Annotated in this window: 19 protein-coding genes; 16 read left to right on the top strand and 3 right to left on the bottom strand. The window is 70.0% G+C overall.

The window, feature by feature from the left end; genetic code table 11:
• The first annotated feature begins 9 nt into the window (after nucleotides 1-9).
• The gene (locus ACP15J_RS03580) at nucleotides 10-1,041 is read left to right on the top strand and encodes a TIGR00730 family Rossman fold protein (protein WP_424935426.1); all 1,032 of its coding nucleotides are present in this window, start codon (nucleotides 10-12) and stop codon (nucleotides 1,039-1,041) included.
• 143 nt (nucleotides 1,042-1,184) lie between these two features.
• Here ACP15J_RS03580 and ACP15J_RS03575 read toward each other — a convergent pair whose 3' ends face one another.
• Nucleotides 1,185-3,701, bottom strand: a complete 2,517-nt coding sequence (locus ACP15J_RS03575; RefSeq protein WP_424935427.1) for a LamG-like jellyroll fold domain-containing protein — start codon at nucleotides 3,699-3,701, stop codon at nucleotides 1,185-1,187.
• Nucleotides 3,702-3,944: 243 nt separating this feature from the next.
• Between ACP15J_RS03575 and nusA the strand changes: the two genes are divergently transcribed.
• The 5 genes from nusA to ACP15J_RS03550 all read left to right on the top strand — a co-directional run bounded on the left by nusA (nucleotide 3,945) and on the right by ACP15J_RS03550 (nucleotide 10,886).
• The gene (gene nusA / locus ACP15J_RS03570; protein WP_424935428.1) at nucleotides 3,945-4,928 is read left to right on the top strand and encodes a transcription termination factor NusA; all 984 of its coding nucleotides are present in this window, start codon (nucleotides 3,945-3,947) and stop codon (nucleotides 4,926-4,928) included.
• 41 nt (nucleotides 4,929-4,969) lie between these two features.
• Nucleotides 4,970-5,242 carry a YlxR family protein gene (locus ACP15J_RS03565; protein ID WP_424935429.1) on the top strand — a complete coding sequence of 91 codons (273 nt, stop codon included), beginning with the start codon at nucleotides 4,970-4,972 and terminating at the stop codon, nucleotides 5,240-5,242.
• 59 nt (nucleotides 5,243-5,301) lie between these two features.
• Complete coding sequence (gene infB, locus ACP15J_RS03560) at nucleotides 5,302-8,028, top strand: translation initiation factor IF-2 (protein WP_424935430.1); 2,727 nt, start codon at nucleotides 5,302-5,304, stop codon at nucleotides 8,026-8,028.
• 142 nt (nucleotides 8,029-8,170) lie between these two features.
• Nucleotides 8,171-8,602 (top strand): 30S ribosome-binding factor RbfA, encoded by a 432-nt coding sequence (gene rbfA, locus ACP15J_RS03555; protein ID WP_424935431.1) that lies wholly within the window; start codon nucleotides 8,171-8,173, stop codon nucleotides 8,600-8,602.
• 118 nt (nucleotides 8,603-8,720) lie between these two features.
• The gene (locus tag ACP15J_RS03550) at nucleotides 8,721-10,886 is read left to right on the top strand and encodes a LuxR C-terminal-related transcriptional regulator (RefSeq protein WP_424935432.1); all 2,166 of its coding nucleotides are present in this window, start codon (nucleotides 8,721-8,723) and stop codon (nucleotides 10,884-10,886) included.
• A gap of 33 nt (nucleotides 10,887-10,919) precedes the next feature.
• On the opposite strand, the gene ACP15J_RS03545 is transcribed toward ACP15J_RS03550, so the two are convergent.
• Nucleotides 10,920-11,813 carry an A/G-specific adenine glycosylase gene (locus tag ACP15J_RS03545; protein WP_424935433.1) on the bottom strand — a complete coding sequence of 298 codons (894 nt, stop codon included), beginning with the start codon at nucleotides 11,811-11,813 and terminating at the stop codon, nucleotides 10,920-10,922.
• 109 nt (nucleotides 11,814-11,922) lie between these two features.
• On the opposite strand from ACP15J_RS03545, the gene truB reads away from it, so the two are divergent.
• The 6 genes from truB to ACP15J_RS03515 all read left to right on the top strand — a co-directional run bounded on the left by truB (nucleotide 11,923) and on the right by ACP15J_RS03515 (nucleotide 18,349).
• Nucleotides 11,923-12,867 carry a tRNA pseudouridine(55) synthase TruB gene (truB, locus tag ACP15J_RS03540; RefSeq protein WP_424935434.1) on the top strand — a complete coding sequence of 315 codons (945 nt, stop codon included), beginning with the start codon at nucleotides 11,923-11,925 and terminating at the stop codon, nucleotides 12,865-12,867.
• Nucleotides 12,864-13,232, top strand: coding sequence for a hypothetical protein (locus ACP15J_RS03535; protein ID WP_424935435.1), 369 nt, complete (start codon nucleotides 12,864-12,866; stop codon nucleotides 13,230-13,232). Before truB ends, ACP15J_RS03535 begins: the two co-directional genes overlap by 4 nt.
• A gap of 113 nt (nucleotides 13,233-13,345) precedes the next feature.
• Nucleotides 13,346-13,783, top strand: coding sequence for a hypothetical protein (locus ACP15J_RS03530; protein WP_424980877.1), 438 nt, complete (start codon nucleotides 13,346-13,348; stop codon nucleotides 13,781-13,783).
• On the top strand, nucleotides 13,780-14,736 hold the full coding sequence (locus tag ACP15J_RS03525) for a bifunctional riboflavin kinase/FAD synthetase (protein ID WP_424935437.1): 957 nt from the start codon (nucleotides 13,780-13,782) through the stop codon (nucleotides 14,734-14,736). Before ACP15J_RS03530 ends, ACP15J_RS03525 begins: the two co-directional genes overlap by 4 nt.
• A 205-nt stretch (nucleotides 14,737-14,941) precedes the next feature.
• Nucleotides 14,942-17,098 carry a DEAD/DEAH box helicase gene (locus tag ACP15J_RS03520; RefSeq protein WP_424935438.1) on the top strand — a complete coding sequence of 719 codons (2,157 nt, stop codon included), beginning with the start codon at nucleotides 14,942-14,944 and terminating at the stop codon, nucleotides 17,096-17,098.
• A gap of 222 nt (nucleotides 17,099-17,320) precedes the next feature.
• Complete coding sequence (locus ACP15J_RS03515) at nucleotides 17,321-18,349, top strand: 6-phosphofructokinase (protein ID WP_424935439.1); 1,029 nt, start codon at nucleotides 17,321-17,323, stop codon at nucleotides 18,347-18,349.
• A 34-nt stretch (nucleotides 18,350-18,383) separates the two neighbouring features.
• Here the strand turns inward: ACP15J_RS03515 and ACP15J_RS03510 are convergent, their stop codons facing one another.
• The gene (locus tag ACP15J_RS03510) at nucleotides 18,384-20,534 is read right to left on the bottom strand and encodes a S9 family peptidase (RefSeq protein WP_424935440.1); all 2,151 of its coding nucleotides are present in this window, start codon (nucleotides 20,532-20,534) and stop codon (nucleotides 18,384-18,386) included.
• Nucleotides 20,535-20,709: 175 nt separating this feature from the next.
• Here ACP15J_RS03510 and ACP15J_RS03505 point away from each other — a divergent pair, with 175 nt between their 5' ends.
• The 4 genes from ACP15J_RS03505 (at nucleotide 20,710) to ACP15J_RS03490 (ending at nucleotide 24,807) form a co-directional block, all read left to right on the top strand.
• On the top strand, nucleotides 20,710-21,948 hold the full coding sequence (locus ACP15J_RS03505; RefSeq protein ID WP_424935441.1) for an anion permease: 1,239 nt from the start codon (nucleotides 20,710-20,712) through the stop codon (nucleotides 21,946-21,948).
• Nucleotides 21,945-22,277, top strand: a complete 333-nt coding sequence (locus ACP15J_RS03500) for a hypothetical protein (protein ID WP_424935442.1) — start codon at nucleotides 21,945-21,947, stop codon at nucleotides 22,275-22,277. Before ACP15J_RS03505 ends, ACP15J_RS03500 begins: the two co-directional genes overlap by 4 nt.
• A gap of 15 nt (nucleotides 22,278-22,292) precedes the next feature.
• Entirely contained in the window at nucleotides 22,293-23,201 is a 909-nt protein-coding gene (locus ACP15J_RS03495) for a phosphodiesterase (protein ID WP_424935443.1), read from the top strand.
• Between the two features lie 130 nt (nucleotides 23,202-23,331).
• On the top strand, nucleotides 23,332-24,807 hold the full coding sequence (locus tag ACP15J_RS03490; RefSeq protein ID WP_424935444.1) for an aspartate ammonia-lyase: 1,476 nt from the start codon (nucleotides 23,332-23,334) through the stop codon (nucleotides 24,805-24,807).
• The last annotated feature ends 29 nt before the right edge of the window (nucleotides 24,808-24,836 follow it).

Below are 24,836 nucleotides of genomic sequence, written 5' to 3'. Positions count from 1 at the left end.
GGTGGAGGCATGAGCGACCTCACCCTTCCCGAAGGACTCCAGAACGAGATCGACGCGCTTCTCGAAGATGCGGGCGTACGCACCGAGCGGAGCCTGGTCGCCCGCATGCTGCGCAGCGCCGTGCTCCTCGGCCAGGAGGGGGCCGACCGGCTCGACCTGAAGATCGCCTCCGCCGCTCTCGCCGAGATGAGGGAGGCGTTCGCCCTGTTCCGGCCGTTCCAGGGCGTCCCCAAGGTCACCGTCTTCGGTTCGGCGCGCACGAGGCAGGATGATCCCCTCTACGTGCAGGCGAGGGACGTGGCCGGCGCGCTCGCGGCCGAGGGCTGGATGGTCGTGACCGGCGCAGGCCCGGGGATCATGCAGGCCGCGGCCGAGGGGGCGGGGGCGGCGATGTCGCTGGGCGTGTCGATCCGGCTGCCCTTCGAGGAGAAGGCGAATGCGATCGTCACCCAGGAGTCGCAGGTCGTGTCAATGAAGTACTTCTTCACTCGCAAGCTCATGCTCATGAAGGAGTCACGCGGGTTCGTGTGCCTCCCCGGCGGGTTCGGGACGATGGACGAGATGTTCGAGCTGCTCACGCTGCAGCAGACCGGCAAGGCCGAGCCGATGCCGATCGTGCTGCTCGACGAGAGGGGCGGGACCTTCTGGGCGGGCTTGAAGGAGTATGTAGACCGCCACATGGTCCCGACCGGGGTGATCTCCCCGGACGATCTCGATCGGGTCCTGATCACCGACTCGGTCGACGCCGCCGTGGCGGAGATCACCGGGTTCTGGCGGAACTACGACTCTCTTCGCTGGGTGGGGGACCGGCTCGTCCTGCGCCTGCGCCAGCCCGTCACCGATGCGCAGCTGGCCGATCTCAACGCCCGGTTCGGCGGGTTCTGCGCCTCGGGCGCGATCGAGAGGACCGAGCCGCTCGCCCCGGAACGCGCCGACCACGACCGCGTCGATCTGCCGCGGCTGATGCTGCGGCTGGAGCAGCGTTCTGTGGGCTCGCTCTACCGGCTGATCGGGGCGGTCAACGCGCTTGTCGAGGGCTGATCGCCGCGTGCAGGTCGCTTGTGCCCGCACGCCCACAGGCCGCGGAGGACTTCTCCGCGGGGAGGAGGAAGGCGGTGGGGGGGGGGGGGGGGGGGGGCGGCCCCCCCCCCCCCCCCCCCCCCCCCCACCGCCTTAGCGCTCTCTCAGAGTCGGCCGTGACGGCGGCGGATCGCCAGGAACGACCCGCCGAGCACGATCAGGCCCGCGGCGGCGGACAGGAGGATCGGGAGCACCGTCTGATCCAGACCGGTGGTCGCGAGCTCGCCGCCCCGACCCGGACCGTCGACACCGGGTGCGCCGCCCTGGCCTGGCGCGCCGTCGCCGGGCGTCGGAACGGGCGTCGGCGTGGGCGTGGTCGGCGCCTCAGCGATCGCGAAGCTCGTCGACACCGGCTCCGCCGCGCGCGTCCCCAAGGCCTGGGAAACGTGGGCGCCATAAGCGCCGGCACCCAGCCCGCTGACGGCGAGCGACCAGGTCCCGTCGGCCGCGACGACCGCGGAGGCCTCCGAGACCGGGCTCCCGGCCTCCCGGGCCGCCGCGTCCGCGGCGTCGGCGGTGACCTCGAGCCGCACATCTGCGCCGGGGAGGCCCGTCCCGGCGAAGGCGACGCTCTCGGTGCCGGAGGGCAGCGTGCCCTGCGGCGCGCTCGTCAGCGTCAGGCCGGACAGATCGGCACGCTGGGTGAGCCACTCGTCCGCGGTGGTGGCGTGGTCGATGATCCGCGTCTCGCCGATGCAGCCGTTCCATCCGTTGCGGGCCGCGTCGTCCACCCAGTCGGCGCCGAGGATCCAGGGCATGCCCTTGTTCCACGTCATCCCTGCGGTGTCGAGGGCGTTGCGGAGCACCGGCGCACCGTCGACGTACATCGTCGTGGTCTTCTGGGCGGGGTCGTTCACGATTGCGACGTGCGCCCAGCTGTCCGTCATGATCTCGCCGGACCAGTTGACCCGATCGCCCTTCCTGGCATCCGCCGAGAGGCTGGTGAACTGGAACTCGCGCAGGTTGGAGATGCCCAGGGCTGTCGGCGAGGCGGTGTAGTCCCATCGGCTCGGAGGCATGTCGGTCCAGGAGCGGTTGCCGGTGCGCACGATCGCCTTGGACCAGCCGTTCCGTTCCGCCGTCCAGCTCGCGTCCATCTTGAGGAAGGTCTCGATGGTGTATCCGCGGCTGAGGTCGACGTCGTTGATCGCGGCGTCGGCCGCTGTGGAGAGGTAGCTGAAGCGGGTGGCCGACGAGTCTGCGAAGCAGACGGCGGCGCCGTCGGAGGAGAATCCGTGGACGTCCGCGCTCTGGACCCTCACGTCATCCCATTCGGCGCCCTGCGCACCGGTGGCGGCGGGGTCGATCCGGCGCAGGTCGTTGCCGCCGGCGACGTCGGGCACCACCACATCCGGGCCCACGACGCCGTCCAGGCCGTTGAACCGCCAGTGCGCCACCGTGCCGGGAACCTCGGCGAAGTCGCGGGAGTCGCCAGGAGCCTGGGTGTCGATCGGGTCCGGCCCCTCGAAGCCGTCCAGCAGGATGTCGCGCACCCGCTGGGTCAGGGACGGCTCATCCGGCGTGATCCCTGTCCCGAACCCCGGCGCGAACCCGGCGAAGCGCTCGGCGAAGTCGATGTCGATCCGATACTGCTGCTGCGGGCCTTCCAGGAGCGGCTGGTCGTAGCGGGTCAGCGCCTCATGAGGCTTGGAGACCACCCACGGCGAGGCGGTCTGCGCGCTGATCCGGCCGTTGCTGAGGTCGAACTCGAACAGACCGAGGTAGCCGTTGCCGCCCTCGTACGCCATCTGGTAGTCGAGGAGCACCTCGTGCACCTCATGGCCGAAGTCGTTGGTCTTGGTCAGGCGGGTGGCGCCGTGGAAGTGCCCGTTGAAGGTCAGGAAGATCTGATCGTTCTTCCTGATGAGCTTGTCCCACAGGCGAAGGCCGTACTCGGTCTCGCGGGGGCTTTCCGCGTCGGCGGCGATGTTCAGCACCTCGTGGCTGGTGAGGATGACCGGAAGGGTGGGATGCTCCGCGATCACCCGGTTCGCCCAGTCGAGTGTGGCGTCCGAGGCGCGCCAGGGGAGGGTGAGCACCATGAACTCCTGGCCCTCGCTCTCGAACACGTGATATCGGCTGAACCCGGTCGGGTCGCTGCCCTGATAAGAGCGATCGCGGGCGGCGCGGTCGGTGCCGAACCACTTCAGGAACGGCTCCGCCGAGACATCGTAGGAGGTGTCCATGAGGCGGTCGTCGCTGTTGAGCACATCGTGGTTGCCGGCGATGATGGAGTAGCTCCTGCCCGAGTCCTCCAGGTTGCGCATCGCTTTGTCCGCCGCGGCCCATTCGGCTTCGACCGAGACTCGGTCCACGACGTCGCCGACATGGGCGGTGAACGGGATGTTCAACGCCTCGGCGTTGTCCGCGATCCACCGGGTCTGAGTCGCGAACGGGTCGGTGCCGTAGCGGGGGACGAACTGGTCAGCGGAGTAGCGCGAGTAGAACTGGGTGTCAGGGAGCACGGCGAGGGTGAACCGGGAGGCGAGGTCTGTCTCCTCGGCGGCGGAGGCCGGCGTACCGGCGGCGGCGAGGAGCCCCGCCGACAGGAGCGCGGCGGTCCCTGCGGCGATGGTCCTTCGAGCGAGGCGGTCTCTGGTTCTGGGGATGGGGGAGTGCAACGAGATCTTCCTTCTGGGTGGGAGTTCGGCGGAGGGGGAGGCGCGGGTGAGGAGAGCCGACGCCTCCGGCATGCTCGTCGGCGCGTCTGTACGAGAGGTTGACGGCGAGATACTGCCGGGTGGCGGGACGGTTGACGACGGGGTCGTGTCGGATCCGGCAGGCGCGGAGGGCGGATCCGATATCGTGGAACGGATGTCGGCGCGTCTGTGCGCGGCGACGAGAGCTGAATAGGGAGGCCGGCCATGGACATCGATCTCGGACTGCTGCGCACGATCGAGCGGGAGAAGGAGATCCCCTTCGACGAGCTCGTGGCGATCATCGAGCAGGCGGTGCTCACCGCGTACGCGAAGCACGCCTCCGCCGATGGCGAGCTGCCGGAGAGGACCCGTGTCGAGCTCGACCGCAAGTCAGGTCACGTCGCCGTCCTCATCCCGCTGAAGGACGACGAGGGCGCCGTCGTCGGCGAGGAGGACGCCACGCCCGAGGACTTCGGCCGGATCGCTGCCTTCGCCGCCAAACAGGTCATCGGCCAGCGCCTGCGCGACATCGCCGATGACGCAGTGTTGGGGGAGTTCCGCGGCAAGGAGGGCGACATCGTCGCCGGAGTCGTCCAGCAGGGGCCGAACCCGCGGATGATCCACGTCGACCTCGGCTCGATCGAGGCGATCCTCCCGCCCGAGGAGCAGGTGCCGGGAGAGGAGTACCGCCACGGCTCGCGACTGCGCGTCTACGTCACGTCGGTGTCCAAGGGTGCGAAAGGGCCGTCGATCACGGTCTCCCGCACACATCCGGGGCTCGTTCGCAAGCTCTTCGCTCTTGAGGTCCCCGAGATCGCCTCCGGCCTCGTGGAGATCGTCGCCCTGGCCCGCGAGGCGGGTCACCGCACCAAGATCGCGGTGAAGGCGAACGACCCGTCGATCAACGCGAAGGGGGCCTGCATCGGCGAGATGGGACGTCGCGTCCGAGCGGTGACGGAAGAGCTCGCAGGGGAGAAGATCGACATCGTCGACCACAACCCCGATCTGGCGACCTTCGTCGCCCATGCGCTGTCGCCGGCCAAGGTCACCAGCTCGTTCGTGCTGGACGCGTCGACAAAGGCGGTCCGTGCCCTGGTGCCTGATTATCAGCTCTCGCTCGCGATCGGCAAGGAGGGGCAGAACGCCCGCCTCGCGGCCAAGCTCACCGGCGCCAAGATCGACATCCAGCCCGACAGCGTCATGGACTGACCGCGGCGGCACGGAACGACGACGAGCGGGCGAGGTGTAAGATGGAACCCGTACGAACGTGCGTCGGTTGCCGCGCTCGTGCGCCTCGCTCCGCCCTGCTGAGGGTGGTCGCGCGGAACGGCGAACTCGTCATCGACGAGCGCGCGGTGATGCCGGGGAGAGGCGCCTGGGTGCATCCGGCGCCGGAGTGCGTGGAGACCGCCTTGCGGCGCCGCGCTTTCGCCCGTGCGCTCCGTGTGTCCGCTCCGCTGGACACGCAGACCATCGAGAAACGGCTGAACGGCTATGGAAACAAAGTGAACGGCTCGAAATGAGACCCGTCCGCGACTAGTGGTCTGCCCTGCCTGGGCCGACCGACCCAGACAGGAGAATTGTGGCTGCCAAACCACGTGTGCACGAGATCGCCGCCGAACTCGGCGTCGACAGCAAGTTCGCGCTCGCCAAGCTGAAGGAGCTCGGCGAGTTCGTCAAGAGCCCGTCCTCGACGATCGAGCCTCCGGTCGCGCGCAAGCTGCGCGCGGCGATCGAGGCCGACCAGCCGTCGACAGGCGCGGGTGCCGCTTCCGCGCCGAAGCCCAGCGCCGCGCCGAAGCCCGGCCCGAAGGCTCCGGCCCCCAAGCCGGGTCCCGCTCCGAAGCCCGCGCCCGCCGCTGAGGCGCCGTCGGCACCCGTCGAGAAGGCGACGACGTCTTCCGCGGCGCCCAAGCCCGGCCCCGCCGCGGCTCCCAAGCCGGACGGTCAGGACCAGGGCGGACAGACGCCCCGGCCCGGGGCGCCTCGTCCCGGCAACAACCCGTTCGCCTCGCAGCAGGGGATGGGTCAGCGTCCGGCAGGGCCTCGTCCCGGCAACAACCCGTTCGCCTCGCAGCAGGGGATGGGTCAGCGCCCGACGCCTGGCAACATCCCGCGCCCGCAGGCACCGCGTCCCGGTTCACCGCGCGTCGGCGGCCCTCGTCCCGGCCCCGGCGGCCGTCCCGGTCGTCCTGGCGGTGGCGGTCGTCCGGGCGCGCCGTTCCAGCAGCGTCCCGGCGGCCCCGGTCGTCCTGGCGGTGCCGCCGGCGCCGGCGGCGGCTTCCAGCGCCCCGGCGGTGGCGGCGGCTTCGCCGGTCGTCCCGGTGGTGGCGGCGGTCGAGGCCGCGGTCCTGGCGGCGGCACGGCCGGTGCATTCGGCAAGGGCGGCGGCAAGAGCAAGCAGCGCAAGTCGCGGCGGGCGAAGCGGCAGGAGTTCGAGATGCGGTCGGCGCCGGTCGTCGGCGGCGTCAACGTCCAGAAGGGCAACGGCGAGACCATCCGCCTCCGCCGCGGTGCATCGATCGCAGACTTCGCGGACAAGCTCGAGGCGCTCAACGGCTACACCGTGCAGCCGGGCACGCTGGTGACCATCCTCTTCAACCTGGGAGAGATGGCCACGGCGACCGAGTCGCTCGACGAGGCGACCTTCGAGGTCCTCGGCGCCGAGCTCGGCTACAAGATCCAGATGGTCTCGCCCGAGGACGAGGACAAGGAGCTGCTCGAGGGCTTCGGTCTCAACCTCGAGCAGGAGCTGGAGAACGAGAGCGAGGACGACCTCGAGATCCGTCCTCCCGTGGTCACCGTCATGGGACACGTCGACCACGGTAAGACGCGACTGCTCGACGCGATCCGCAAGACCAACGTCATCGAGGGCGAGGCCGGCGGCATCACCCAGCACATCGGCGCGTACCAGGTCTGGACCGAGCACGACAGCATCGAGCGGGCGATCACCTTCATCGACACCCCGGGCCACGAGGCGTTCACCGCCATGCGTGCCCGTGGCGCACAGGTGACCGACATCGCGATCCTCGTGGTCGCGGCCGACGACGGCATCATGCCGCAGACGGTCGAGGCGCTGAACCACGCTCAGGCGGCGGATGTGCCGATCGTGGTCGCGGTGAACAAGGTCGACAAGCCTGAGGCCAACCCGGCCAAGGTGCGTCAGCAGCTGACCGAGTACGGTCTGGTGGCCGAGGAGTACGGCGGCGACGTGATGTTCGTCGACGTGTCGGCACGTGCCGGCACCGGCATCCAGGAGCTCCTGGACGCCGTGCTGCTCACGGCGGACGCGGGGCTGGACCTCACGGCGAACCCGAACAAGGCCGCCCGAGGCGTCGCGATCGAGGCCAAGCTCGACAAGGGTCGTGGCTCGGTGGCGACGGTGCTCATCCAATCGGGGACGCTCCGCGTCGGCGATGCGATCGTCGCGGGCACCGCTTACGGCCGCGTGCGCGCCATGATCGACGAGAACGGCGAGACGGTCGAGGAGGCCGCCCCGTCGCGTCCGGTCCAGGTGCAGGGGCTGAACTCGGTCCCGCGTGCCGGCGATGTGTTCATCGTCACCGACGAGGACCGCATGGCTCGCCAGATCGCCGAGAAGCGCGAGGCCGTCGAGCGTAACGCCCAGCTGGCCAAGGCGCGCAAGCGTATCTCGCTCGAGGACTTCACCCGTGCTCTCGAAGAGGGCAAGGTCGAGACGCTCAACCTCATCATCAAGGGTGACGTCTCCGGTGCGGTCGAGGCGCTGGAGGAGTCGCTGCTCAAGATCGAGGTCGACGACTCGGTGCAGTTGCGGATCATCCATCGCGGCGTCGGCGCCATCACGGAGTCTGACGTCAACCTCGCGACGATCGACAACGCGATCATCGTGGGCTTCAACGTCCGCCCGGACACCAAGGCACGCGAGGCCTCGGCCCGGGAAGGCGTGGACATCCGCTTCTACTCGGTGATCTACAACGCCATCGAGGAGATCGAGAACTCGCTCAAGGGCATGCTCAAGCCGGAGTTCGAAGAGGTCCAGTCGGGTGTGGCCGAGATCCGGGAGGTGTTCCGTTCCTCGAAGTTCGGCAACATCGCCGGCGTCATCGTCCGCTCCGGCACGATCACGCGCAACGCCAAGGCGCGTGTGATCCGTGACGGCGTCGTGATCGCTGATGGTCTGGCCATCGAGTCGCTGCGTCGGTTCAAGGACGACGTCACCGAGGTCCGCACCGACTTCGAGTGCGGTATCGGCCTCGGCAAATACAACGACATCCAGATCGGCGACGAGATCGAGACGACCGAGATGGTGGAGAAGCCGCGCGGCTGATCGGTTCGTGTGACGCCTGAGACACCCTGTGCCGACCTTAGGGGGCCTCGGTCCGCTGGCGCGGACGCCCCAACGGTCGTCACAGGGTGTCTCAGGCTTCGCGCTCGCGTTCAGCGCGGGCGAAGAGTGAGAGGGTAGGGACATGGCCGGAGAACGACAGGCACGGCTCGCGGACCGCATCCGCGTCATCCTCGCCGAGCGTCTCGAGAAGGGTCTGCGCGATCCGCGTCTCGGCTTCGTGACGCTCACCGACGTGAGGGTCTCGGGCGATCTCCAGCACGCCTCGGTGTTCTACACGGTGCTGGGGAGCGAAGAGGAGCGCGTCGCCAGCGGGGCGGCCCTCGCCTCGGCGACCGGCATGCTTCGCAAGGAGGTGGGGCGGCAGCTCAACGTCCGGCTCGTGCCGACGTTGGAGTTCATCCCCGATGCGCTGCCCGAGACGGCGGACCACCTGGAGGACCTGTTGCGTCAGGCGCGCGAGCGTGATGCGCAGGTCGCCGAGCTCGCGTCCGGCGCGCATCCGGCGGGGGAGTCCGATCCCTACCGACGCGAAGAGCAGAGCCCGGAGGACTGATCTCACGAGACCTTTCGAGGCCGACCCCGTTCGCGGGTCGGCCTCGGTCGTCGAGGACCGCCGTTGTGGACGGTTGCTATGCTGCGCACGCGATCGACGACGAGAGCGGGGGGCTCGAATGCCGGCGAACCTGAACCGAGCGCAGGCTGCTGCGCACGGCCGTGCGCACGGTCGTTCTGGGGCGGACCGGCCGGAAGAGGCATGGCCCACGGCGACGCCCGCCGTCCGCGCCGAGGTCCTGGCCGGATGTGCCGGAGACCCCGCGGCCGCAGGCGAGGTGCTGGCTGCGCTGAGCGACGCTCAGCGGCGCGGACACCGCGTTCTGCCCGACCCGCTGCCGCTCACGCCGTCGGTGACGGCCTATGTCGACCGGTGCGGCCCGTGCCATGACGACCTGCCGCTTCTCCTTCTGGTGGCATTGACCGACGTCGATCGCTTCGGCACCCTCCGGAGAGCTTCGGGCCGGGGCGTCGGCGAATGGGAGAGGCTGGCCGCGGTCGCGGGCGGCGTGCTGTCCGACGACCGTGTCTATGTGGATCCACGTACGCGCATCTGGGCGCAGGCTCAGGCGACCGCGTCTCAGCGGCGGCGGGCACATAAAGCCCTGGCGCTCGCCTTCGAGGCCGAAGGCGAGGAGGAGCGCGCTCTCTGGCATCAGGCCAAGGGCAACCTCGACTCCGCGGCGACGCGCGCAGGAGACCTGCTCGAGGTCGCCGTCGCGCGGAACGCGCGCGGCGACGCCCGCACGGCGGTCCGGTACGCGGACGAGGCCGCCCGTCATGGCGGCGTCCCGATCCGTCGCAGGGCGGCGATCGTCGGCGGGCTCGCCGCGTTGAGCGGCGGATGGCTCGACGACGCGCTCGACCTCCTCGAGCCCGTGGTCGTGGGCGGCTCCGTGGCAGAACGCCAGGAGGCGCTCGGCGCCTTCCTTGTCGCGGCGGCGATGCGCCGGGGTACCCTTCCTGCACTCGGCGCCGTCCGCACTCTGTGCGGAGAGGAGCCGTCGCCGGCGATCGCGGGGACGGCGGCGATCCTCTGCGCGGAACGCGGCGCACGGTCCGAAGCCAGGGCATGGCTCATGCACGCCCGTCGTGGTGAACGGGGCGATCAGCGGGGCGCCCTGTTCGCTTCCTGGTGCGCTCTGCTGGCCGGAGAGGCGGAGGGAGAGAGCAGGCTGCCGGACGGACGGAGCGGGCCGGGCGGTCCGGCCGCCCCGCTCGGCCCACTCGCTGTGATCGCCGCGGCGCTGCGAGCCGGTCTCGAAGGCGACCACGATCAGGCACTCCGCATCGTCCGCGCCGCCCAGTCGCCGACCGAGAGCGGCAGCGACCCGCTTCTCACCTGGATCAGACGCGGCCCCTTGCAGCAGGCGCATCTGGTTGTGGTGGAGGCGTTGCTGCTGACCTGGGCGGGGCGGCTGCGGCTGGCGTACACCGGACTGGGCTCGGCCGCGCTGTCGCTTCCCGTCGCGCTGCCGTTCGCCGGCCTCGCCGCCGTGCTCGCCCGTCGCCTGGAGCTCGCGATCGATGGACGTCCGGGGCATCTCTCCGACCTGCTCGCCCAGGGCGACGCGACGGCGACCGGCCCGGGTCGCCATCTGGATCGGGCGATCGAGGCGCACCTCCACGGGCGGGCGGACGAGGCCGCCGCCGCCCTGCGTCTCTGGGTCGACCAAGGCGCACCCGGTCCGGTGCTCGGTCTTCCCGGCCTCGACGAGGTCGGGCCCGTGGGCGCGCACGAGCCGTCTGGGCCAGCCGATGCGCGCCGCGCGGCGCGCCTGCGCCGTCGGATCCGGATGAGCGGGGAGGGAGGATGGGTCGGTGAGCGCTCTGTGCTCGCCGAGGAGGCGCGCACGATCGTCTCTCCGTTCGAGCGCGGACGCGTGGAGGCGCTGCTCGGCGCGCAGCGCCTGAGCCGGGGAGAGCGATGCGATGGGGAGCGGCATCTGGCGCTCGCCGTCGCGCTGTTCGACGACGCGGGCGCAGACGCCTGGCGGACGGCGACACAGTACCGCCTCGACCGTGCGGCGGAGGTACCGGACACGGCCGAGGAGCCGGGAGCACCCGTCGCCTGCCGCGCGCTATGGGAGCCATTGATGACGACACGCGAGCTCGAGGTCGCGCTGCGGATCGCCGACGGGCGCACCAACCGTCAGATCGCCGAGTGCCTGCACCTCTCCGTGCGTACGGTGGAGGTATACGTCGGGCGGCTGTTCGCCAAGCTCGACGTCCGTTCCCGCGGCGAGCTCATCGCTCTCGCGCATCGCACGGCCTTCCACTCCTGAGGCCCTCGTCCGCACCGCGCCGGGCGAGGATGTTCAGCGAGGGAGCAGGAGATCGCCGCCGTGGGCCTCGATCAGCCCGTCGGCGATGAGGGAGTCGATCGCCCTGTCGCGCTGGGCCGCCTCGGGCCACTCGTGAAGGACCTCCTGCGCCGGCAGCCGGTGCGTCGGCGCCTCCCGCAGAGCGCGCAGCACGCCGCCACGGGCCTGACGGTCCGAGCCCTCGTACGTCGCCTGCTTCCGTCGCCGGTCTTCCCCTGGCGGATGGCCCGTCGTGTGCCAGGCGCATTCGGAGGACAGCGGGCACGGCGCGCACCGCGCGCTGCGGGCGCCGCAGAGTGTGGCGCCGAGCTCCATCATGGCCGCGTTCACGACGGTCGCTGCGGCAGGATCCTCCGGCAACAGCCGTTCCATGTCGGCGAGGTCCTGCCGCGAGGGTGGGCCTGGCTGTTCCTGCCCGTGCACGACGCGGGCGATCACGCGCCGTGTGTTGGTGTCGACGACCGGATGTCGATCGCCGAAGGCGAAGGCGGCCACGGCGCGCGCCGTGTAGTCGCCGATCCCCGGGAGCGCCAAGAGCGAGGCGACGTCGCGGGGCGTGTGCCCACCGTGGCTGCGGACGATCTCCTTCGCGGCGCCGTGCAGCCAGAGCGCGCGTCGCGGATAGCCGAGATTGGCCCATTGGTGCACGACCTCGGCGGGAGACGCCGCGGCGAGCGCCGCCGGGGTGGGCCACCGCTCCAGCCAGGCCGACAGACGTGGGATCACGCGCGCGACGGGCGTCTGCTGCAGCATGAACTCGCTCACCAGCACGCCCCAGGCACCGTACCTGGTCAGATACTCCGGGCGTCGCCACGGGAGGTCCCTGGCCTGCGCCGCGTACCAGCGGTCGAGCCGGGTCAGCGCGTCGGAGGCGGCGGAGATCGGCACGCAGCCAGCCTAGTTCGCCAGCGGCGCCGGCCGGCTGGCCTGCGGACGGATGCGTCTCTGCGGCGAGGAGAGGCCGGGCGTCGTCCCGCGGAGCGCCTAGGCTGGGGGGATGGCGAGAGCAACCGGGACGGAGGCGCCGCCTCCCGGGTTCCTCCTCGTCGACAAGCCGGGAGGCCTCACGAGCCATGACGTCGTGGCTCGGGTGCGACGAGCCTTCGGCACCCGGAAGGTCGGTCATGCCGGCACCCTCGACCCGATGGCGACCGGGCTGCTGGTGATCGGGGTCGAGGCGGCGACGCGGCTGTTGACGTTCGTCGTCGGCGCTGACAAGACCTATTCCGCGACGATACGTCTCGGGCAGAGCACGACGACGGACGACGCGGACGGCGAGCTCGTGGCCCAGGCCGCGCCTGACACCGTGACGGGCCTCGGGGACGAGCGGATCCGCGCCGGCGTCGCCGCGCTCACCGGCGAGATCTCCCAGGTCCCGAGCGCGGTCTCGGCGATCAAGGTCGACGGGCGCCGCGCCTATGACCGCGTGCGCGCGGGGGAGGAGGTCGTGCTCGCCGCGCGCGACGTGACCGTCTCCAGGTTCGCCGTGCTGGAGACTCGCGCAGGCGACGGCGTCCTCGACCTGGACGTGGTCGTGGACTGCTCTTCGGGCACCTATATCCGCGCGTTGGCTCGTGACCTCGGCGACGCGCTGGGGGTCGGCGGGCATCTCACCGCGCTGCGCCGGACGAGGGTCGGCCCGTTCGACGTGGCGGCCGCGACCGGCGTCGATGATCTCGCCGGAGCGCGGATCCTCCCGCCGGCCGAGGCCGCCGGGTTCGTCCTGGAGCGGCTGGACGTGACCGAGAAGGAGGCGAGGGACCTGCGCCAGGGGAAACGCCTGGTAGGGGAGCGGTCGCGCGTCGCGGGCTCTCGCGCGGCGGCGATCGACCCGGCGGGTGATCTCGTCGGCGTGGTGGAGCCCCGAGGAGAGGACGTGAAGAGCGCCATGAACATGCCCGAGCGGTCGGGGCGGCAGTCGAAAGGGGAGGAGAGGCCGTGATCCTGTGGCTCACGGTCGTCCAGCTCGTGGTCGCGGTCGTGGCGGGGCTGCTGTGCCTCGGCCTGGGGCTCGCGGGGCGTCGCCCGAGCGATCTCTCCGTCGGCGCTCTCGCTCTCGTCGAGGTGCTGCTGATCGTTCAGGTCGTCGCCTCGATCGTCGGCCCCTTCGCCGGAAACCCGCCGCTCGGGGACCTGTTGGAGTACTGGGTGTACCTCGTCTCGGCGGTGCTGCTGCCGGCGGGGGGCGTGCTGTGGGCGCTCCTGGACCGTACCCGGTGGAGCACGGTCATCCTCGGGGTCGTCGGCCTCTCTCTGGCGGTGATGATCTGGCGTATGCAGGTCATCTGGACCACGCCGCCGCTCTGAGGGACTGTCGGCGTCCGCTGTCGCCCGCTCGCCGTAGGATGGGATCCGCTATGGGCACCGCTTCTCCTCGCATCGATCCCGCTGAGACGACATCGCGCTCCGGCACGTCCCGCATGCGCGGGATCGGACGCGTGCTGGTCATCGTCTACGCCATCATGGCGCTCGCCTCGACCGGGCGCTCCTTCGTCCAGATCGTGCAGCGGTTCGACGAGGCGCCGCTCGCCTACACGCTGTCCGCGGTCGCGGCGGCCGTCTACATCGTCGCCACTCTCGGGCTCGTCCTCGCCGGGCGGCCTGGCTGGTATGTGGCGGCCTGGATCGCGATCGTGTTCGAGATGACCGGCGTGCTCGTGGTCGGCGCCCTGAGCCTGATCGCGCCTGAGCTGTTCCAGCACCAGTCCGTCTGGTCGCAGTTCGGGCTCGGTTATGTCCTGGTGCCGCTGTTCCTGCCGATGCTCGGGATCTGGTGGCTCGTGACGCATCGTCCCGCCCCGTCTGAACCCGCGCCTTCCGGCTCTGCACCGTCCCGCCCGGCGGAGGCGCGGTCGTGATCGTGTTCCGCGATCCGGCCGAGGTGCCGGAGGAGTTCGGACGCACCGTGGTGGCGATCGGGAAGTTCGACGGCGTGCACGCGGGACACCGCGTCGTGCTGGAGAGAGCGCGCCGCGATGCTGAGGCTCTCGACGCCCGCACCGTCGTGGTGACCTTCGACCGCAACCCGCTGAGCATCCTGCGTCCCGACCGGTGCCCTGAGAACGTCGTGGGCGTCGAACGAAAACTGGAGCTCCTCGCAGAGACGGGCGTCGACGCGACGCTCGTGCTCACCTTCGACAAGAAGCTCTCCCTGCGCGATGCCGAGGACTTCGTGCGGTCGATCCTCGTCGATTCGCTCCGTGTCGCTGCGGTGCTGGTGGGAAGGGATTTCCGCTTCGGCCGCGGCGGCGCAGGCACCCCTGAGCTTCTGCAGCGCCTCGGCGCGCAGCACGACTTCACGGTCGACATCGTCGAGGACGTCTTCCTGGCGGGCTCGGACCGCCGAGTCTCCTCGTCCTGGGTCCGTGAGCTGCTCGCGGCGGGTGACGTCGCACGTGCCGCCGCCGTGCTCGGTCGTCTGCCCTCGGTGCGCGGCACGGTCGTGCACGGGCTCAAGCGGGGCCGGGAGCTGGGCTTCCCGACTGCGAACCTGCCGTCGTCCCTCGACGAGCTCGTGCCGGCGGACGGAATCTACGCCGGATGGCTCGACGACCACACCGACGGCGTCCGGCACCCGGCCGCGATCTCGGTGGGTACCAACCCGACCTTCGACGACGTGCCGGAGCGGCAGGTGGAGGCGCACGTGATCGACCGGTCCGGTCTCGACCTGTACGGGCACGACGTGACCGTCGAGTTCGTCCATCATCTCCGTGGGATGACGGCCTTCACCGGTGTCGAGGCGCTCAAGGAGAGCATCGCCGCGGACATCGTGCAGGCCAGGGCGCTGCTCGCCGCCGACACGGCGTCGTGAGCGTCGTTGGCCCCCTCCAGACGCATCCGCTGACGCAGGGCAGCCTCATGCCGTAAGCTGATGGGAGAGGCTTCTGCCCGCCGTACACCGTTCCCGGTGATCTGCGCCGCGTTCCAGAGGCCGCCCGCCGGTTTCGACGCGAGTCAGGCGCGGGCACCCGTACCGTTCGCCACAAGGCGAAGAGGCATCCACGCTCAGGAGGAGCATGCCGACCACGGCGACCACCGCGCGGTCCACCGCCGCATCGCGGAAGAAGACGGCGCGTCGCGATGACGACGCGCCCCTCATCCCGATCCTCGCGCGCAAGGTGCGAGAGATCGAGGCGAAGGCCCAGCGCGGGAAGCTCGGGCCGACCAACCGCGTCAAGTTCCAGGTGATCGCCTTCCTCGTGCGCGAGGAGCGCGCCAGGGTGAAGGCGGAGCCGTCGATCCCGGATGGGACACGCGCCGAGCTGCTCAAGCGGCTCGACGGCGTGGCGACGATCCTGGCCAAGACCGCCGCGCGCGACACCTCTCTCATCCAGCTTCTCGAGGCGGACCAGGCCACAAGCCCCGTCGCCAAGCGGATGCGTCGCGACTGGCTGCTGGAGTCGGGCGCCGAGCTCCCGCCGGAGGAGCTCATCATCACGGATGTCGCGCCGGTTCAGGCTCCTGTCGTGCCTGCGGCGCTCGCGGAGAGGCAGGTGACACCGCCCTCGGTCGAGTCGCGACTGATGGCCAATCCGTTCCTCGCGCCCGATCTCACCCCGCGCCCTGCGTCCGTCCCGCGACGACGTCTCGACGGCTGGGAGCTCATGGGCCCGCTGTACAAGGCGTTCGAGACCGGCGCCGGCGGCACGGCCGCATCCATGGAGCTGCCTCCGGTCCCGGAGTACGACCACATGTCGCCCAAGGGGCTGGAGGTGATGGTCCACCAGTCACGCTTCCTCGAGGCCGTGCGGGCCGGTCATCGCGCCTTCCTGCTCGCGGATGAGCCCGGGCTGGGGAAGACCGCTCAGTCGGTCCTCGCGGCCTCGGTCGCCGACGCGTATCCGCTGCTCGTGGTCGTGCCGAACGTGGTCAAGATGAACTGGGCGCGCGAGGTGGAGCGGTGGACTCCGCAGCGCCGCGCTGCGGTCATCCAGGGAGACGGGCAGGACATCGACGCCTTCGCCGACGTGTTCATCGTGAACTACGAGATCCTTGATCGTCATCTGTCGTGGCTCGGGGCGATCGGCCTGCGTGGCATGGTCGTGGACGAGGCGCATTTCATCAAGAACCTCAGCTCGCAGCGGTCGCAGAACGTGCTCGCCCTGTCCTCGCGCGTGCGCGAGCAGACTCCGGGCGGCGCGCCGCTGCTCATGGCCCTGACGGGGACTCCGCTGATCAACGACGTCGAGGACTTCGACGCCATCTGGCGCTTCCTCGGTTGGACCACGGGCGACAAGCCGGCCCCCGCGCTCATGGAGAAGCTCGATGCGACCGGGCTGACGCCCGCGGACAAGGCGTTCTACGGTGAGGCCCGCGACGCGGTGATCTCGATGGGCATCGTCCGTCGCAAGAAGGTGGACGTGGCCGCCGATCTTCCGGACAAGCTCATCGCCGATCTGCCCGTGCAGCTGGATGACGAGTTCGGGCGAGGCATCAGGGCGGCGGAGCGTGAGCTCGGCGAGCGGATGGCGGCGAAGTACCGCCGCATCATCGAGGCCCGTGGCGATCGCGGTCTCGCGCCGGGCGAGATCGACGACGACATCGTGCGGCTCGTCGCGCACAACGAGCTCGAGGAGTCGAAGGCGGCCGGCACCGGCGGCGACAACGTCTTCACGATGGTGCGCCGGATCGGGCAGGCCAAGGCCCTGCTCGCCGCCGACTATGCCGCTCAGCTCCAGCGCTCGGTCGGCAAGGTCGTCTTCTTCGCCAAGCACATCGACGTCATGGATCAGGCGGAGGCTCATTTCGCAGCCGCCGGCATCCGCGCGGTGTCGATCCGCGGTGACCAGAGCACCCCTGCACGTCAGCAGGCGATCGACGAGTTCAACGGCGACCCCCAGGTCGGGATCGCCGTCTGCTCGCTCACTGCCGCGGGCGTCGGCGTCAACCTGCAGGCAGCGTCGAATGTCGTGCTCGCGGAGCTCAGCTGGACGGCGGCAGAGCAGACGCAGGCGATCGACCGCGTCCATCGGATCGGGCAGGACGAGCCGGTGACGGCGTGGCGGATCATCGCCGCGCACACGATCGACACGAAGATCGCCGAGCTCATCGACCAGAAGCAGGGCCTCGCGGCGCGTGCGCTCGACGGCGAGGCGGTCGAGGAGAGCGCGAGCGAGTCCGTGCAGATGGCGGCGCTCATGCATCTCCTTCGTGACGCGCTCGGCGGAGAGTGACCCGATCGCGGTCGCATGCGTGCCGTCAAGAATCATGCTTCTTGAGCCCCATTTTCTTTGATTCACGAGAGATCTGCTCAAGAAGGTCGAAACTGGCCGAACCACTTAGTAAGAAGACCGATTTTCGGCGGGCGGGAATGGCGTCCGGCGGGCCGACGGCGCTAGGGTCGAAGCAGGCAGCGTCGCCGGCCCCTTACCAACCCGAAGTGTGAAGGCAGCAGCATGAAGATCGGCATTCTCACCAGCGGCGGCGATTGCCCCGGACTCAACGCCGTGATCCGTGGCATCGTGCTCAAGGGGACCACGACCTACGACCTCGAGTTCGTCGGGATCCGCGACGGCTGGCGCGGCGTCGTGGACGGCGACTTCTTCCCGCTCACTCGGCACGAGGTGAAGGGCCTGTCCAAGGTGGGCGGGACGATCCTCGGGACGAGTCGGACCAACCCCTACGAGGGAGAACGGGGCGGGGCCGAGAACATCGCGAAGACCCTGTATGGCCACAAGATCGACGGGATCGTCGCGATCGGCGGCGAGGGCACCCTCGCTGCGGCCGATCGGCTCGCGAAGGACGGCATCAACGTCATCGGGGTGCCGAAGACGATAGACAACGATCTGCGCGCCACGGACTACTCCTTCGGCTTCGACACGGCCGTGAACATCGCCACCGAGGCGATGGACCGTCTGCGCACGACCGGTGACTCGCATCAGCGCTGCATGGTCGCCGAGGTCATGGGCCGTCATGTCGGCTGGATCGCCCTGCACGCGGGCATGGCGGCTGGCGCCCACGTGATCTGCATCCCCGAGGTGCCGATGTCGCTCGATGACATCGCCGAGCTCGTCACGAGCGCCCACGAGCGGGGGCGGGCGCCGTTGGTCGTGGTCTCCGAGGGGTTCAAGCTGCTCGGCATGGAGGAGGCGTACAGCGACAAGGGGCTCGACGCGTTCAACCGCCCCCGCCTCGGCGGCATCGGCGACCAGCTGGCACCGGAGATCGAGCGCATCACGGGCATCGAGACGCGTGCGACGATCCTCGGCCACATCCAGCGCGGCGGGTCGCCGTCGGGGTTCGACCGCGTGCTGGCGACGCGTCTGGGCCTGCATGCCGCAGACGCGATCGTCGATCGGGCCTGGGGACAGATGGTCGCGATGCAGGGCACCGACATCGTGCGCGTGCCCTTCGCCGAGGCGCTCGGAGAGCTCAACACCGTCCCGCAGCACCGGTACGAGGAGGCCGCCGCTCTCTTCGGCTGAGGTCCGATCGCTGTGGGCGCGGTCGACGGAGCGGTCAGGCCAGGCCGAGACGGTCCAGGATCCAGGCGAGCTCGTACGCGCGCTCATGCCAGGAGCTGTAGCGGCCGCTGACGCCCCCGTGCCCGGCGACCATCTCGCATTTGAGCAGGACGTCCCTCGCACCGGCGTCGCGCAGGCGCTGGACCCACTTGGCCGGTTCGACGTAGAGCACGCGCGTGTCGTTGAGCGAGGTGACAGCCAGGATCGGCGGGTACGGGGCGCCCTCGCGCACGTTCTCGTACGGCGAATAGGACTTGATGTAGGCGTACGCCTCGGGATCGTGCAGCGGGTCACCCCACTCGTCCCACTCGATGACGGTGAGGGGCAGTGACGGGTCCAGGATCGTCGTCAACGTGTCGACGAAGGGAACCGAGGCCAGGATGCCGGAGAACAGCTCGGGGGAGAGGTTCGCCACGGCTCCCATCAGGAGGCCTCCGGCGCTTCCGCCCTCCGCGACGAGCCGGTCTGGGCTCGCCACACCCCTGTCCACGAGATGCCGCGCCACGGCGACGAAGTCGGCGAACGTGTTCTTCTTGTGCGCCAGCTTGCCGTCCTCGTACCACGGTCGACCGAGCTCGCCGCCGCCGCGGACGTGCGCCACCGCGAACACCGCGCCGCGGTCGAGCGCCGAGAGCCGCATGACGGAGAGGCCGGGGTCGATCGCGTGCTCGTACGAGCCGTAGCCGTAGAGATGCACGGGGCGGGCGCCCGTGCCGTCCGTCGGATCCCCGAACGAGCGCTTCCACACGAGAGACACCGGGACCCTTGTGCCGTCCTCCGCGATGGCCCACTCCCTGGCCTGGGCGTAGTCCTCGGGCTCGTATCCGCCCAGCACCGGCTGCCGCTTGCGGAGGTGCAGCTCTCGCGTGCGCCAGTCGAGGTCGTAGACGGTCGACGGCGTCACGAACGAGCCGTAGCCGAGGCGGAGGAAAGGCGTCGCCCATTCGCCGTTGCCGCCGAGCCCGACGGAGTAAAGCGGCTCCTCGAACTCCAGCTCGTCGATGGCGCCGCTGGCGAGATCGAGGAGCCCGACGCGGCTGATCCCCTCGCGACGGTACTCGATCGCGGTCACGTCCTGGAAGGCGTCCACGCCCTCCAGCCTCCGGCCGGGCACGTGCGGCACGAGGACGCGCCGCTCGCCCTGGGGATCCTCGAGCGGCACGGCGACGAGCTCGAAGTCGGTGGCGCCGTCATTGTGCAGGATCAGGAGCTCGTCGCGTCCGTCCACCACCGCGTGCTCGGCCGAGTACTCCACACCCTCCCTGCGCGGCCAGACCACGCGGGGAGCGGCCGTGAGGTCATCGGGATCCAGGGTCAGGACCTCGCTCGTGACGTTCGATCCCACGCCGATGACGAGCAGGCGACGGCTCCGGGTGAGCATGGCGCCCACCCAGAACCGCTCGTCGGGCTCGTGGAACAGCTTCACGTCGTCGGCCCTGTCGGTGCCGATACGGTGCAACCAGAGCGTGTCGGGCCGCCACGACTCGTCCACGGTGGTGTAGATGATCGAATGCCCGTCGGGGGTGAGGAATGCGCCGACGGTGCCGGGGATCTCGTCGGCCAGGGTCTCGCCCGTCCCGAGATCGCGCACGTGGACGGTGTACCGCTCGTCGCCTTCGAAGTCCGTCGACCAGAGCAGGCGTGTGGCGTCGTCCGAGACGTCGAGGGCGCCGACCGCGAAGTACTCGTGCCCTTCGGCCTCGGCCTCGCCGTCGAGGAGGATCTCCTCGCCGAGGATCGGCACCGCGGGATCCAGCGCCGGCGGCGTCCAATCGTCAGGGGAGGAGACACGGGCACGGCACTGCAGCCCGTACTGCTGCCCCTCCACGATGCGGGAGTAGTACCACCAGTCGCCACGACGGGACGGCACGGACAGGTCCGTCTCCTGTACCCGTCCCTTGACCTCCTGGAACAGGCGCTCGCGCAGAGGAGCGAGGTGCGCCGTCCGCGCCTCCGCGTAGGCGTTCTCCGCCTCGAGGTGGGCCACCACCTCCGGGTCGTCCTTGGCGCGGAGCCATTCGTACGGATCCTCGACCGTGTCACCGTGGTGGGTGCGCGCCTGCGGCCGGCGCGCGGCGCGCGGGGGGATCGGTGCGGTGCCGTCGAGAGCGGTGTCGGTACGGGTGCGCGGTGCATCGGTGGTCACGGAACCACGGTATCCGAGCAGGCTCTGCTGGCGCTCCCAGATCGGGTTTGACCGTGGCCTGTGCCGGTGGGAGGATTCACTGGGCCCGAATAACGGATGCTGAACCCACGGTGAACTCTTCGTTCGTCACGCCGATCCCGTCGGCACACCTGAGTCAACCCAACGAAAGCGAACGGTGGAAACCGCAGCCCTCATCGTCGTGCTGGTGATCGCGCTGGCACTCTTCTTCGACTTCACCAACGGCTTCCACGACACCGCCAACGCGATGGCCACGCCCATCGCGACCGGCGCGCTCAAGCCGAAGACCGCCGTCCTCCTCGCCGCGCTCCTGAACCTCGGGGGCGCCTTCCTGTCCACCGAGGTCTCGAAGACGATCTCGGGCGGCATCGTCCGGGAGGACCAGATCGGACAGGGGATCCTTCCCGCCCTGATCTTCGCGGGGCTCATCGGCGCGATCACCTGGAACATGCTCACCTGGCTCCTCGGCCTTCCCTCCAGCTCCTCGCATGCCCTTTTCGGCGGCCTGATCGGGGCGACGCTCGTGGGCGTGGGAGCCTCGGGGATCGACTTCGGCATCGTTCTCTCCAAGGTGGTCCTCCCCGCGCTCATCGCGCCGGTGACCGCCGGTCTCATCGCTTTCATCGCCACGAAGATCGCCTACGCCGTCACCCGTCGCTACGACGACAAGCCGGACGGCAGGGACGGGTTCCGCTGGGGTCAGATCTTCACCTCGTCCCTCGTGGCGCTCGCCCATGGCACGAACGATGCGCAGAAGACCATGGGCGTGATCACGCTCACGCTGATCACGGTCGGCTGGCAGTCCGGTGCGCACCATGAGCCGCAGCTCTGGGTGGTCGTCGCGTGCGCATTCACGATCGCTCTCGGCACCTACCTCGGCGGCTGGCGGATCATCCGCACGCTCGGCAAGGGCCTCACCGACGTCAAGCCCGCCCAGGGTTTCTCCGCCGAGACCTCGACGGCGGCCACGATCCTCGCCTCGAGCGCCTTCGGCTTCGCCCTCTCGACCACGCAGGTGGCCTCCGGATCGGTCATCGGCTCCGGGCTGGGGCGGAGGGGATCGACGGTCCGCTGGCGGACGGCCGGCCGGATCGCGGTCGGGTGGGTCCTCACCCTCCCCGCCGCGGGCGCGGTGGGAGCGGTGGCGGCGGTGCTCGTGGTGTGGCTCGGGATGTGGGGCGTGCTCATCGATGCGGTCCTCGCCGTCGCCGTGATCCTCGGGCTCTTCCTGCGCTCTCGGCGCAACGCCGTCACCGCGCACAACGCGTTCAGCGAGGTGGCAGCCTCCGGTCACGCCGTCGAGGTCCCCGACGCGCCTCCGCCCACCCCGCGCCAGCGTCGGCTGCACCGGGAGCGGAAGGCGCAGAAGCGCGCGGAGAAGGAGGCAGGCCGATGAACGTCATGGTCGACTGGTTCGCCTTCGTGAAGGTGCTCGGCGCGGCGCTCGCAGGCGCGGTGATCGTCGTCACGTTCTACGCGCTCGGTCTGCGGATGCTGGTCCGTTCCGGGCATGCGCCGGTCGTGACACCGGCGGAGTTCACGGACGCGATCACCGTGATCAGCCCGAAAGAGGCCAAGCGCGCCGCGAAGGCGGCGGCGAAGGCGGCGAAGAAGAGCCCGCTCTCCGAAGGGCAGAAGCGGGCGGCCCTGATCGCCGCCTTCGCCTGCTTCGCCGTCTGCGCTCTCGCGGTGATCAGCGGGATCCTGCTCATCGTCCTCGGCTAGGACTAGCCTGGCGGCATGCCCCAGTTCGGACGCTATGCCCCTCCCACGCACACGATCGTGCACGTGAGCGACCCGCATCTGCTTGCCGGCGGGGCGCGTCTGGCCGGACGCTTCGACGTCGAAGGGACGATGGATCGCACCCTCGCCGCGATCGAGCGCGCTGTCGAACGCCCGGATGCGATCGTCATCACCGGCGATCTCGCCGATCTCGGCGAGCCCGAGGCGTATCGTCGGCTGCGCGCGGCGGTCGAGCCGGTCTCCGCGCGTCTCGGCGCACCGGTGGTGTGGGTCGCGGGCAACCACGACGAGCGCCCTGCACTGCGTGAGCACCTGCTCGGCGTCGCGCCGTCCGAGGAGCCGGTGACAGGGGTGTGGGACCTGAACGGGCTCCGCCTCGTCGCCCTGGACTCGACCGTCCCCGGATGGCATCACGGCGACCTCGACGCGGAGCAGCTCTCCTGGCTCGGGGAGGTGCTGCGTGAGCCCGCCGAGCACGGAACGCTCCTGGCCTTGCACCATCCGCCGGTTCCGAGCCATGTGCCGTTCTTCGACGTCCTCGAACTGCGCCATCAGGACGAGCTGGCGGATGTGCTCCGCGGCTCCGACGTCCGCGGCATCCTCGCCGGGCACCTGCATTACTCGATGCACGCGACCTTCGCGGGCATCCCGGTGAGCGTGGCCTCCGCGACCTGCTACACGATGGACGTCGCCCGTCCCGCCGACCGGGTGAACGGGATGGACGCGGCGCAGTCGTTCCAGCTCGTCCACGTTCGGCCGGAGACGATCGCGCACACGGTCGTGCCGGTCGTGGAGTCGCTCTCCGGCGAGGAGGCGGAGACGTTCTCTCCGGAATGGGTGGCGCACATGGCGGCCCTCACGCCGGAGGAACGACTCGAGGTGTTCTCGCGGAAACCGGCTCCCTGAGCGGCAGGCCTGGGGAGGGGCCGAAGACGAAGAGCGGGCGGACGGCGGGGGAGCGGCGAACGGAGAGTCGGCGGAGATAGACTCGTCGCATCCCTCGTCACTGTTCGCCACCACCCACAAGGATGTGTCCATGGCCGCCGATGCGCCTGCCCTGACTCGTACCGAGACCGACTCCCTGGGGAGCAAGGAGATTCCCGCCGACGCGTACTGGGGGGTGCACACGCTTCGCGCCGAGGAGAACTTCCCGATCACGAAGCGTCCGATCTCGGTCTATCCCGACCTGGTGCGAGGCCTGGCCATGGTCAAGCAGGCAAGCGCCAGGGCGAACAAGGAGATCGGGGTTCTCGACGCCGAGCGCGCAGACCTCATCGACGCGGCCGCGCAGCGGGTGATCGACGGCGAGTTCCACGACCAGTTCGTCGTCGGCGTGATCCAGGGCGGGGCCGGCACCTCGACCAACATGAACGCCAACGAGGTCATCACCAACATCGCTCTCGAGATGGCGGGGCGCCCCAAGGGGGACTACGCTTACCTCTCGCCGATCGACCACACCAACCGCAGCCAGTCGACCAACGACGTCTACCCGACCGCGATCAAGATCGGCCTCTCGCTCACGCTCCGTTCGATGCTGGACGAGCTCGACCTTCTCCGTCGCTCGTTCCTCGGCAAGGCGGATGAGTTCCACGACGTGCTCAAGGTAGGACGGACCCAGCTGCAGGATGCGGTTCCGATGACCCTTGGCCAGGAGTTCCACGGCTTCGCCACGACCCTCGGCTACGATCACACCCGTCTGACCGAGAACGCCTCGCTCCTGTTCGAGATCAACATGGGGGCGACGGCGATCGGCACCGGCATCACCACCCATCCCGGCTACGCCTCGGCGGTCCTGCGCCATCTGCGGGCGATCACGGGGCTGGATCTCGTCACGGCGACCGACCTCGTCGAGGCCACGAGTGACACCGGCTCGTTCATGTCCTTTTCCTCGTCCCTCAAGCGCAACGCGATCAAGCTGTCGAAGATCTGCAACGACCTGCGGCTGCTGTCCTCGGGCCCGCAGGCCGGGCTCGGCGAGATCAACCTTCCTGCTCAGCAGGCGGGATCGAGCATCATGCCGGGCAAGGTCAACCCGGTGATCCCGGAGGTCGTGAATCAGGTCGCGTTCGCCGTCGTCGGCGCCGACACGACGGTCACGATGGCGGTCGAGGGCGGTCAGCTTCAGCTCAACGCCTTCGAGCCCGTGATCGCACACTCGATCTTCCAGTCGATCACGTGGATGCGACAGGCGATGTGGACTCTGCGCGTCAACTGCGTCGACGGCATCACCGCGAACCGCGATCGCCTCGGCGCGATGGTGGGCTCCTCGGTCGGCGTCATCACGGCTCTCACGCCCTTCATCGGCTACGCGGCGTCGGCGGCGCTGGCCAAGACGGCCCTGCTCACCGGCCGTTCGGTCGCCGACCTCGTCGTCGAGGCGGGGCTGATGTCGCGCGATGAGGTCGCCAAGCAGCTCTCGCCGGCGCGCCTGTCGGGTCTCGAGACCGCGACCGCGGCGATCCCGATCATCGCGGCCGAGGACGTCACCGAGAAGGATCCCGCCGCCATCTGATCCTGTGGAGGCCTGACGGAGACAAGAGG

Origin of the sequence: Microbacterium sp. S308A+, from assembly GCF_049800815.1 — a bacterium.
Taxonomy (GTDB): Bacteria; Actinomycetota; Actinomycetes; order Actinomycetales; family Microbacteriaceae; genus Microbacterium.
This window is presented reverse-complemented; position numbering and strand designations above follow the sequence as displayed.

Coding starts and splice junctions, on each gene's coding strand:
- ACP15J_RS03500 (WP_424935442.1), top strand. CDS start 21,945: ATGAACGTCATGGTCGACTGGTTCGCCTTCGTGAAGGTGCTCGGCGCG.
- ACP15J_RS03565 (WP_424935429.1), top strand. CDS start 4,970: ATGGAACCCGTACGAACGTGCGTCGGTTGCCGCGCTCGTGCGCCTCGC.
- nusA (WP_424935428.1), top strand. CDS start 3,945: ATGGACATCGATCTCGGACTGCTGCGCACGATCGAGCGGGAGAAGGAG.
- ACP15J_RS03550 (WP_424935432.1), top strand. CDS start 8,721: ATGCCGGCGAACCTGAACCGAGCGCAGGCTGCTGCGCACGGCCGTGCG.
- ACP15J_RS03530 (WP_424980877.1), top strand. CDS start 13,346: ATGCGCGGGATCGGACGCGTGCTGGTCATCGTCTACGCCATCATGGCG.
- ACP15J_RS03580 (WP_424935426.1), top strand. CDS start 10: ATGAGCGACCTCACCCTTCCCGAAGGACTCCAGAACGAGATCGACGCG.
- ACP15J_RS03515 (WP_424935439.1), top strand. CDS start 17,321: ATGAAGATCGGCATTCTCACCAGCGGCGGCGATTGCCCCGGACTCAAC.
- rbfA (WP_424935431.1), top strand. CDS start 8,171: ATGGCCGGAGAACGACAGGCACGGCTCGCGGACCGCATCCGCGTCATC.
- ACP15J_RS03490 (WP_424935444.1), top strand. CDS start 23,332: ATGGCCGCCGATGCGCCTGCCCTGACTCGTACCGAGACCGACTCCCTG.
- ACP15J_RS03520 (WP_424935438.1), top strand. CDS start 14,942: ATGCCGACCACGGCGACCACCGCGCGGTCCACCGCCGCATCGCGGAAG.
- ACP15J_RS03495 (WP_424935443.1), top strand. CDS start 22,293: ATGCCCCAGTTCGGACGCTATGCCCCTCCCACGCACACGATCGTGCAC.
- truB (WP_424935434.1), top strand. CDS start 11,923: ATGGCGAGAGCAACCGGGACGGAGGCGCCGCCTCCCGGGTTCCTCCTC.